Source organism: methanotrophic endosymbiont of Bathymodiolus puteoserpentis (Logatchev), from assembly GCF_900128525.1.
Lineage (GTDB): Bacteria > Pseudomonadota > Gammaproteobacteria > Methylococcales > Methylomonadaceae > Methyloprofundus.
On the sequence record NZ_FQTQ01000199.1, the window covers coordinates 1 to 1116 of the forward strand.

Below are 1116 nucleotides of genomic sequence, written 5' to 3' on the forward strand. Positions count from 1 at the left end.
AAGTTGTGTCACTCCAATCTTTAATGCTCTTTGCTTCAAAATATAGATCGCAAACTTCACTAAGAGTAAGGGAACTATTTATGGAGGAAGTGGTATTAATATTAGATGATTGATTACCGATATTATCAGGTGAATCTGAATTAATAATCGCCATTAATGTTTCATATTCCGATGTTGCATTTCCATGGTCGATGGAAATTTCACCAAGTGTTGATCCATTAGGCAGCTGCACATCTTTTATTGTGATAAGTTCGCTTGTTTTACGTTTACCGCTTTTTATTTCTGTTAATAATTTATCAAAATCGACCATATATAGACGAGAAAGTTTTAGTGCAATATGTTTATTTTCAGTTCTTAACGAACGTTTTATCTCGCGTTTATGAGTAAAATATTGCTGATATTTTTTTGGAATGACAACACGAAAATAAAATACTCCGTGTCGGTTTTTGTAAAGATAAGAAGGTGCTTTGATGTTCATGAATAGTTTTCGGTGGCTCACTGGAGTGGCTCACTATCGAAACTAAAAAACAAGATACCTTTTAAATCAATATGTTAAAGTTGGGTGGTGGAGACGGGGGGAATCGAACCCCCGTCCGCAAGCACTCCGCCTTTGGATCTACATGTTTATTCCGCACTTTTGATTTAGCTAAAAGCTACCCGTCGGACCAAGATACTTTTAGCGATTTCGATTGGATTTAACGTGTCGGGACTCCGAACAAAGTCCTTAACGCGATCTTATGTAGAGTGACTCCTGAGAGTTCCGAAGAACCTATCCGCATAAGCACAGATAGTCAGGAGAATGGTGCTGTGTTTAAGCAGCTAAAGCCATTGAGTAGTTTTCGTCATTTGCGAATACTTAAGTTTCAGTAGATTTTACGAGGTGTACTGTCCTCGACATGCACCTAAGGTTTTGTTACCCACGTCGAAACCTAGTCGTCCCCTTTGGTATTGACCATTATATAGGATTGTTAGCTAAAGTGGCTATAGAAATTAAATTTTTTCTAAATCTGCCGATACATAACGGTGTCCGACATTTTATTACAGATATGCCATCAAAACAGGTCGGAGCTTGCGCTCAAAGAGCCATGTGGCGCTTTTCTTTAGGAAATTGTTTTT

General features: G+C 38.0%; 1 protein-coding gene and 1 other RNA gene. Both read right to left on the reverse strand.

What is annotated here, in order from left to right; all coding sequences use genetic code 11:
- The coding region (locus BQ7314_RS14690; RefSeq protein ID WP_342590416.1) for a DUF6538 domain-containing protein at positions 1-478 on the reverse strand (478 nt) is incomplete at its 3' end.
- Between the two features lie 85 nt (positions 479-563).
- Positions 564-941, reverse strand: a transfer-messenger RNA (tmRNA) gene (gene ssrA / locus BQ7314_RS14695).
- Between the last annotated feature and the right edge of the window lie 175 nt (positions 942-1116).